Annotated in this window: 9 protein-coding genes and 1 pseudogene; all 10 read right to left on the bottom strand. The window is 47.8% G+C overall.

Annotated elements, in window-relative coordinates:
- Positions 1-228: pseudogene (locus ACT8X9_RS11655) on the bottom strand (hypothetical protein); the annotation flags it as partial.
- Positions 229-270: 42 nt separating this feature from the next.
- A complete protein-coding gene (locus ACT8X9_RS11660; RefSeq protein WP_444269096.1) occupies positions 271-1,197 on the bottom strand; it encodes a hypothetical protein in 927 nt (308 codons plus the stop codon).
- Between the two features lie 12 nt (positions 1,198-1,209).
- Positions 1,210-2,745, bottom strand: coding sequence for a relaxase/mobilization nuclease domain-containing protein (locus ACT8X9_RS11665; protein WP_444269097.1), 1,536 nt, complete (start codon positions 2,743-2,745; stop codon positions 1,210-1,212).
- Positions 2,717-3,151, bottom strand: coding sequence for a plasmid mobilization protein (locus ACT8X9_RS11670; RefSeq protein WP_444269098.1), 435 nt, complete (start codon positions 3,149-3,151; stop codon positions 2,717-2,719). The genes ACT8X9_RS11665 and ACT8X9_RS11670 overlap by 29 nt, the downstream gene beginning before the upstream one ends.
- A 681-nt stretch (positions 3,152-3,832) precedes the next feature.
- Positions 3,833-4,108, bottom strand: a complete 276-nt coding sequence (locus ACT8X9_RS11675) for a hypothetical protein (RefSeq protein WP_444269104.1) — start codon at positions 4,106-4,108, stop codon at positions 3,833-3,835.
- 102 nt (positions 4,109-4,210) lie between these two features.
- Positions 4,211-4,717, bottom strand: coding sequence for a hypothetical protein (locus ACT8X9_RS11680; RefSeq protein WP_444269099.1), 507 nt, complete (start codon positions 4,715-4,717; stop codon positions 4,211-4,213).
- Positions 4,718-4,757: 40 nt separating this feature from the next.
- Positions 4,758-6,017, bottom strand: a complete 1,260-nt coding sequence (locus ACT8X9_RS11685) for a restriction endonuclease subunit S (protein ID WP_444269103.1) — start codon at positions 6,015-6,017, stop codon at positions 4,758-4,760.
- A gap of 9 nt (positions 6,018-6,026) precedes the next feature.
- Positions 6,027-6,215 carry a hypothetical protein gene (locus ACT8X9_RS11690; protein WP_444269100.1) on the bottom strand — a complete coding sequence of 63 codons (189 nt, stop codon included), beginning with the start codon at positions 6,213-6,215 and terminating at the stop codon, positions 6,027-6,029.
- Positions 6,212-7,732, bottom strand: a complete 1,521-nt coding sequence (locus ACT8X9_RS11695; protein ID WP_444269101.1) for an N-6 DNA methylase — start codon at positions 7,730-7,732, stop codon at positions 6,212-6,214. Before ACT8X9_RS11695 ends, ACT8X9_RS11690 begins: the two co-directional genes overlap by 4 nt.
- 2 nt (positions 7,733-7,734) lie before the next feature.
- The coding region (locus ACT8X9_RS11700) for a type I restriction-modification enzyme R subunit C-terminal domain-containing protein (protein ID WP_444269102.1) at positions 7,735-8,941 on the bottom strand (1,207 nt) is incomplete at its 5' end.

Genomic DNA, 8,941 nt, shown 5'->3' on the forward strand with positions numbered 1-8,941 from the left:
ATTTTTCGAAAACTGTTTTACGGATACCCAGCAGTCGGGAACGCTCTGTTTCTCTTTACTGGTGGTGTGATGAGCCTGCTCCGCCTGCCACGCGGCAAACTCGCGCTGGCCTTCCTCGCTGTTCCAGCAGGCAAGGATGGCCGGGTAGAACGCCCGTGCCAGACGTTCGATGGCTTCATCGGGATAAGGGGAAGTGTTTGTGGACTTTTTCTTTTTGTTCAAACGCACGCTCCTTTGGACATCGGTAAACAGCATACCATGTGCCTGTTGTTATGCTGTCTGGTCTTTAACATCTGTGAGTGCGGCTTCCAGAGAAGTAAGATAGTCCTTATGCTTGTGAATGATCTCCAGAATCACATCACGCTGCGCATCATCGGGCATCTTCTCCAACTGGTAGTTGAACGAAATGCGGAAACGAGTAGTGAGTTCTTCCAACGCCACATACTCGTACCGTACATCCTCCGGGTAAGCATCGCTGTCGTAAACCGATTCAAACTTTCGGAATGGCATGACAGGCGCTTTACCCGGAATGCGGATCACACCGTCAGCGTCAGGCGTCGGTTCCACCTTCAGCTCCGGGTGCAGAATATCCTGCAAGGCCTGTGCGCGGTCATTGCTGGCCACCTTGGCAAGGCGGTGCATATCCGCTTTGGACACTTTCATCTGTCCGGACAGGATGCTCTGCTTTAAGCCCGGCATCAGTTCTTCCGCAATCTCCACGCCTTTCATATACCTCGAGGCGCGGATAACGGTGTCCTTGCTCACTCCGTTTTCTTCTGCGATTCGGTCGCAGGTCTTGGTGCTGTCGATCAAGTTCGCTTTTAGCGAACTTGATTTTGCACCGGTGCTCTTGCGGTCACCGCCGTGCGCAGCTTTTTCGGCTTCGTACTGTTTGCCCATCAGGTAGTACTTCTGCTCCGGGGTGAGGTTGCGCCGCCCCAACTGGTTCTTACAAATCCAAGCGAGAACTTCTTCTCTACTTTCAAACGGGAGCGGCATGGTGGAAAAATAAATCTCAGGATGCTTCTGGAGAATGGCATAACGATTGTGGCCGTCAACAAGGGTGTTGTTCCACACGATCAAAGGAGACAGCAGCTTGCCCTCTTTGAGGATATTTTCTTCAAGCTGCTTAAATTCATCATCGGTCAGAGGGGGAATCTGGGACTGGAACTCCGGGTCAATTTTCAGGTTGATCATACGCACACTCCTTTATCTCTCCTGCTGCGCCGGTTCTTCCTCCCGGAAATAGGACGCAACATTCTGCTTTGCGGTTTTCAGTTTGAGCAGTTCTTCCTTGGCTTCCTTGTACTGCTCGTAGAACTTTGCCTTTTCGGATGCCAGCTGCGCATACTCAGCTTCCAGCGTTTTCGGGCTGGGTAGCTTGGTGATGTTGTTTGTCTTTAAATAGTCTGCTGCCGACCGGTACGCTGTCAGATCAGCACGGTGCTGTTCTTCAAAGGCTGCGGGGGATTTAGCAGCGTTCAGTTTCTGCGCAATCGGGCGGTACTGCTGGTAGGCAGCAACGTGATTACGCAGATTCTTGTTTCCTGCCATGCGGGTTTCCAGGTCTTTCACTACGGCCAGCGATTCGTGGAACTTGGTGTCAAGCTCTGCGATTCTCTGGTCGAGTGCATCCTCGTCCAGTAGACCTTTCTCCTGCAAGAGGATCAAGGTCTGTGCCATAGCTTTGAGGTTGTGCTTCTTTGCCCAACGCTCATAGCCGATGCCCTTACCCTGCTTCAGCTTTGCCTGAATATCCACCAGTTTCCTGATGCGGTCAGGCTTAAACTGAATCGTGCGCTTGCGCTCAGCGTTTTCCTGCAGGGCGGCAAACACGAGTCCTTTCTCAAACTTGTCACCGATGCTGTGCGCCCGGATGAACTTCGTTCTGCCAGCGGGCAGATAGCTAAGCTGTCCACGGCTTTCCTTGACGGCAATGCTGTACTGCTGCATGAGCTTGTCAGAGAAATCTTCAAAGCTGATGGCACGGTACAGTACCGAAGAGATTTGTTTCCGCAAAGTGTCCTTCACGGTTTCAAACTTCTTCTGCTTGGGCGGCTGTCCAGCTGCGGTGAGGGCTGCGTTTGCAAGATCAAGTTTCTGCTGCCCACGCCGCCTTGCCCAATATTCAGCCTCGCTCACGCGCTCCTTGGAGCCGTTGAGCAGGTCGATCTGGTACAGTCCGGCACCCTCGCACAGTTCCATGACCTCGACACGCAAGTGCCGCATGGTCTGGGCGGTGCTGGAGTGCTTCATGCCCTCGCACCAATCGCGGGGCTTCTGCATATAAGGCTTTCGTTCCACTTCTCGTGTTCGGACGCTACCGATCACGATGTGGACATGAATGTTTCCCGAATGGTTGTGTCCATCGGGGTGCGTGCAGACGATGGCAGGATGACCGGGGAAGTTTTCTTCACAGAATTTCAGGCCAAGTGCCTGTGCCTTTTCCATGGTCAAGCCGTTGTCGGCTGCATCTCTGGGGTCAAAGCTGATGATATACTGGTGGCTTTTGATATCACCATGCTGGGTGTTCTTGCCATACTTGCGGTTTGCCAGCAGACAGGCCGTTGCAAAGGAGAAATCGCCGCACTCAAGGGTGTCGAGCAGGTACGAATCCCGCAGCATCGGTCTGCCCTGTTCGTCCAGAAGCTGCTTTCCGGTAAACTCATCGTGCCGGTAGATCAGGTACGCTTCGATGGCAGTGTAGTCAGAATTTTTAGAGGCGATATGCTTGAGCGTTGCCATACAGTTCACCCAGAACTTTCTCGGCGTTGAGCCGGAATGCGGTCAGGTCTGCAAGTTCGTCAAGGATTTTCGCCCGGATCTGCTCGGTGTCTGCACCGCCGGAGTTGAAGTGACGTGCAAGTTGGTTGAGGTTGGTGCCCACCTTGCTGCACTGGACAAGCAGGGTGGAAACAGTGGTCAGGGTTTCTTCTCCGCCGCCGGCAACGACAACAGTGCGCTCGATTTTTGCATTGTGCAGCGCACGGCGGATGAGAGTGGACAGGGAGAGATTTAGGAGTTTGCAAGTGAGTTCCAGTGACGTTTTTTCCTCCGCTGTCACACGGAACTTGATGACGTGCGTTTTGTTGTTCGGCGTGTCGTGGTGCTGGGAATTGCTAGGAATCGGTTGAACATTCGTTTTGGTCATTGTACCTCCTGTCTGTTCGATAACTCCTCGGTGAAGTTATGTAAGCACGACACGCCGTTGCTGTTCGCACCGTCAGGCGCGAACCATGAGCAGGGTTTGGGGCAGGCACGCCCCAACAAGATCACTTCGGAAATGCAGATGCATTGAAGAAGTGAAGTCCCGGTGGAGCACAAGATTTTCAAGAATTGAAAATTTGTGGCCACGGGACGGTTCTTGCCCTCTACCGCTGCGCTCAAAACGCATTTTCAACAAATGTTTCCGAATTGTCAAGACGCAAAAAATAAGTAGAGATTGTGCTGCTCATGTATGTGGGTCACCGTTTGCTCCGAACGAAGTTCCTGCCCCTGTTTGTGCAGCGGCGTTGTCCGGCTCGCTCACAGAAAGTGTGAGGTCGTGGCACAGTATCACGTTCAGACGGCTTATGAAGGATTCAAGGTTCGGTATGAAGAAAGCCGGGCGCAGTGCGGACACTACGTCCGGCTTCTTTCAATCATAAGAATAACGCTTTGAGGTTGTACAGTCAACAACCGAAAATGAATTTTGGAGATTTGCACAACTACATAAGATTTTATTTGTTAAAAAGAAAAATACCGCCCACGCAGCGCAGCGATGATTTTGTCGGGTGAATCGGCGGCAAAATAAATCAGGTGTGTTGCGGGGCGGTACGTTCTTTCTGGGCAATCATCCGCTGAAAGTGGTGGTTATCACGGTGAGAACTACCACTTTTGTCAGCAGGATTTGGAATAAAGGGTATCGTGGAAGCGTGGGTGCGTCAATATGGTTTTGCAAAATTATCACGGTAAAGTGGCGATAGTAAGACTTATCCTCCTTGTGGTTTTTCCGGTTGCCGGAGGGAGGTCTGATACGCTCTCCGTTTTCGTCAAGGTCGTAAACCTTGCGGCTCTTGCGCTCCGCAACATACTGTTTGTGTTTCAGCTTTTCCAATTCTTCGCTCATGGGCAACTTTTCCTTTTTGATAATGGGCAAAACAAAAGCGACCAACTTTTTACGGTTGATCGCCTTTTGTCTGCTTACTCTTTTTTCAAATCATCATATGCGTCACAGAATTGTTTTTTGCCTGTCATCTTCGATTGAATACTTTATAAAATCGAATTTTTCTTTGTTGTTCTTGTAATAGTCCTCTGCTGCCGTAGATAGAATGTAGCACAAGTGGGATATATGTACTTTCAGTCCTCTCTGAACTATATTCATATCTTTATCGTAGGCGACCTCGCTTAAATCACCGTTGGCGCCATCTTCTCCGGTTATGACAAGCTCGAATTTATCAACCCTGCACCGAGATTCGTGAATTGTGGATTTCTCTATATTTGGTGTACTTTGGTGGAGCAGACTATTACGCAAATTATAAATAATTTCCTCGCTCAGATAGGGCATATCATATCCATATGGAGAATCATGTCTATCTGAGATAACATATTGGCTGCACCATTTTTTATAGCGTGCGCCACTATACTTCTCGTTTGGATATTCAGCTTTGCCACAGGTATCTGGCAATGTCAGCGCAAGTGCTAACGCTGACAAATACAGTTCATGGGACAAAGCCATACGAATCTCATGTACAATTCGGTTAATCAGGCAAATCACCTCATTTCAACCGTTCACACAGCGGCAGTAGTTCTTCAATTTTTGCAACAATACGCTTTTGCTCGGCAAGGGGCGGGATGGGAAATGCCATACCAAGCACCGTTGCACGGTCAATACCAGGAATAACGCCTTGCCCCTTTGACTTAATAAATTGAATATTTGCTTGTAAAAAATATCGAATATAGGCCATACTCATATTTTCTGTTTTTTTAACTGCCATGATTTGCCGGGCAATGTGTGCTTCGTCAACATCACAAATCACAGTTTTTCCATATCCAGAACCCTTACAAACTAATAAAACATCACCACGATTAGCTATATTTCGAGGTGTTTCGGTCCATCTGGAAACAATGACGCCCTCCTCTGACAAATTACTTGCACCTGTAATATAGACTGTACCCTCGCCTTGATTGTTGTAGTCCTCCGGCTTAAAATCAGTTCCAGAGAGCAAGGACACAACACTCCCAAATCGAACCATTGCCCAACTCTCCGGAATATCAAACGGCACTTCATCCTCTGTGATTTCCGGCAGAGGTTTTTCTTTTTTGATTTTACCCTCTTTGACAAGCCGCTGTTTCTTAGCCTGTATTTGCTGATAGAGTTCCTCGCCGGTGCCTTCTTCCGGTCTCTGCTCCACCAGCTTACCCTGTATGGCATATTGCAGAATGGACCTCTTCATGTCCTCCGGGAACTTGGTGTTAAACTGCTCCAGCTTCTCATAGGCGACAGCATAGCGGTCAACCAGAGGGAGGAGTTCTTCAATCTTGGCAACAATGCGCTTTTGCTCGTAAAGAGGAGGCAAAGGAATTAAAAATTGCTCTAAACTTTTGGCAGCTAAATTTGGTTGAGCAGTTCCGTTATCATATTTTTTGATTTCTGAAAAAAATAGCGGTGAATCCAAATATAGTAACAAAAATTCATCATCACATATATTAAAAAAGTAATTTCTCAAAATTACCAGTGACGATGCGATGGCGCCTTGGTCAAATGGGTATACACCATGCTTTCCCAGTGAACCTCTAATACAAACTACAACATCGTTTTTTTGTAGTTTACCATTGACTAATTTATCATACTGTATTTGGGATAAGCATAATAAATTTTCATCTTCGACAACCGTTTTTCCATTCAAGTTTATTGCACTAATAAACGGAATACCTGTTTTTGAAAGTGTTGATTTTGCAGGATAATTTTTCCCTCTATCACCGTTTAAGATTGACCAAATATGAGATAAACTTACCCATATCCAACTATCCCGAATATCAAACGGCTATACGTCCTCCGAGATTTCGGGCAGCGGCTTTTCCTTTTTGATTTTCTTTTCTGCAATCAGCCGCTTTTTTTCTTCCTGTATCTGTGCAAAGAGCTCCTCGCCAGTGCCTTCTTCCGATCTCTGCTCCACCAGCTTGCCTTGAATGGCATACTGCAAAATGCTCGATTTTAACTGTTCCGGTGTCATTCGCTCACACCTCCCGGCAGCAGAGCTTCCAGCTCTGCCAGCACTTTGTCGATTTCCGCATTGAGGGTGGTTCGTCTCTCCTGATACTCCCGGATAGTGTCTATCGGGTCAAGGATTTCTTCTTCCTCATGGGGATAGCCGCATAGGTCGATGTTGCAGCCCTGTTCATTCAGCAGATACTCGGCGGTAAACTTCTTCGCCTTGAAGTTTTCGCCGTCCGGAATTTCCTTTCGATCATTCCACCAGGCAATGCAATCATCAAAGTGCTTCAGCTCCATGGGCTTCGTCTTGGAAAAGTGCTTTCTGTCAGACGGAATATCCACCCGATAAAACCATGTCTCTGTGGTCGGCTTGGTGTTGTCAAAAAACAGCAGATTGGTGGTAATTGAGGTATAAGGGCTGAACACAGAGCCAGGCAGCCGGACAACAGTGTGCAGGTTGAACTGGGAAATGAGCTTCTTCTTAATGTTTACCTTGGCGTTGTCCAGACCGAACAGGAAGCCGTCCGGCACGACAACGGCAGCCCTGCCGTTCTTCTTCAAGCGATACATGATAACCGAAAGAAAGAGGTCTGCGGTTTCGGAGCTTGCCAAATCATCAGGGAAGAAACCCTGAATGGACTTGTCCTCATGCCCACCGTAGGGCGGATTCATCAGGATCACATCGAACTTATCATCGTCCGTGTAGTCCAGCAGATTGTGTTTCAGCGAGTTCATGTGGTAGATATTCGGAACTTCAATATCATGCAGCAGCATATTGGTCACGCACAGCAGATAGGGAAAGGGCTTTTTCTCTATTCCGAAAATACTGTCATCCAGCTGCTTCTGAGCGGTGGTGTCCGTTACCTGTTTGGAGAGCTGTCCCAGCCAGGAAGTGATAAATCCGCCGGTGCCACAGGCGAAGTCTGCCATTTTTTCGCCCAGCTGCGGCTTTATCATCAATGCCATAAACTCGGTGACTGCTCTCGGCGTATAAAACTCACCAGAAGAACCGGCAGATTGCAGCTCCCGTAAAATCTCCTCATAGACAAAGCCGAAAGCGTGGCTTTCCTTCACATCGTCAAACTCGATCTCGTCAATGACATCAATGACCTGACGAAGATAAACGCCGTCCTTCATATAGTTGTTGGCGTCCTCGAAGGTGGACTTGACAATGGCTTTCTTAATTGGAGTATCGGGTGTCACCTTGATACCTTCATAGAGAACCGCATCACCATCTTTCACATCATTGCCTTTCAGCACCGGGAACAGAATGTTGTTGACGAAGTTCAGCAGTTTGTCCCCAGTCATAGCATGACCGTGTTCATCGGCTTTCGCCCAATTTCTCCATCTCAATTCTTCAGGAATGATGGATTCGTAGGCGTCCTCGTTCAGTTCCCAATCATCTTCTTTTGCATCATAGACTTTCAGAAAGAGCATCCATACCATCTGCTCAATTCTCTGGGCGTCGCCATTGATACCTGCGTCCATTCGCATAATATCTCTAATTCGTTTTATAAATCCTGACTGCATCGCCATATTTATCCTACCTCTACTTCTTCATAGATACTTGCTTCAAGCTCTCTAACAGCGGCTTCATATTGAGCCTTGCCGCCAAACAGCTTGACAATTTTTGCAGGCTTACCGTAATTGGCAAAATCCGCAAGGGAGAGAACCTTAATATCCTCAACCTCTGTGATACCTTGGTTCATGTACTTATCCAGCAATATATCAAGAACGGCCTGTGCATCGGCAGAATACTTGCTGAAAAAGTCTTTCTTCTTGACATTGTTAGCTCGTTCTTTTCGGGTCAGCGGTTTCTTACCGTATGCCACATAGCAGATGAAGTCAAAATCGTCCACATCTTTCATGCCTTGGTCTACTTTTAATGCTTTCAAGTCGATACCCATTGTCATAAAGGATTCTTCAATGGTTTTCTTCTTGTCCGATGCTTTCCATTTACGGATAAAGTCGGATAAAGAAGCGTATTCACCTTTGATGTTGGTTCTGGTGTAGTCGATAATATCTTCCTGTCTCAGCAGCTTGCCGTTGGCATCATAGACCGAAACAGTTTTATTGATAATCTTTACTCGGCAGCCGTCTTTATCGACAATCGGGGTTTCTACGGGGTCAACAGGAGGTTCTTTTCCTCCGCCACCTTGTCCACCACCGCTACCTTTCGGCTTGCTGCCACCATGCTGGAAGCCCTCGTTCTGTTCAACAGGACCATCCCAATCCGGGTCGGAAAATAGCCTTGTCACATTCCGAAAGTCCATAACAACGAAATGTGTCTTGCCTTCTTTTTCTCTAATACGGGTTCCTCGCCCAATAATCTGCTTGAATGTGGTCATGCTTTCAACAGTCTTGTCAAGAACAATCAGCTTTGTCATCTTGCAGTCCGCTCCGGTGGAGAGAAGCTCCGAAGTCGTTGCGATAACAGGATACGGGCTGGACACAGAGATGAAATAATCAAGTTTAGATTTTCCATACACATCCGAACCAGTGATTCTTACGCAGTAATCGGGGTTCTCCTTAACCATATCAGAGTTATAGTTGATAAGGGCAATCCTCATGCGTTCTGCATGGTCTTCGGAAGCACAGAACACAATGGTCTTTTGCATCCTGTCTGTGCTTTTCAGATACTCCGTAATCTCCCTTGCAACCTCATCAATGCGGTCTTGGAGAATGATGGTGTAATCGTAATCCCGATTGTTGTAAATGCGGTCTTCAATGACATTGCCGTAGATG

It is taken from the genome of Faecalibacterium sp., assembly GCF_052358865.1.
GTDB lineage: Bacteria > Bacillota > Clostridia > Oscillospirales > Ruminococcaceae > Faecalibacterium > Faecalibacterium butyricigenerans.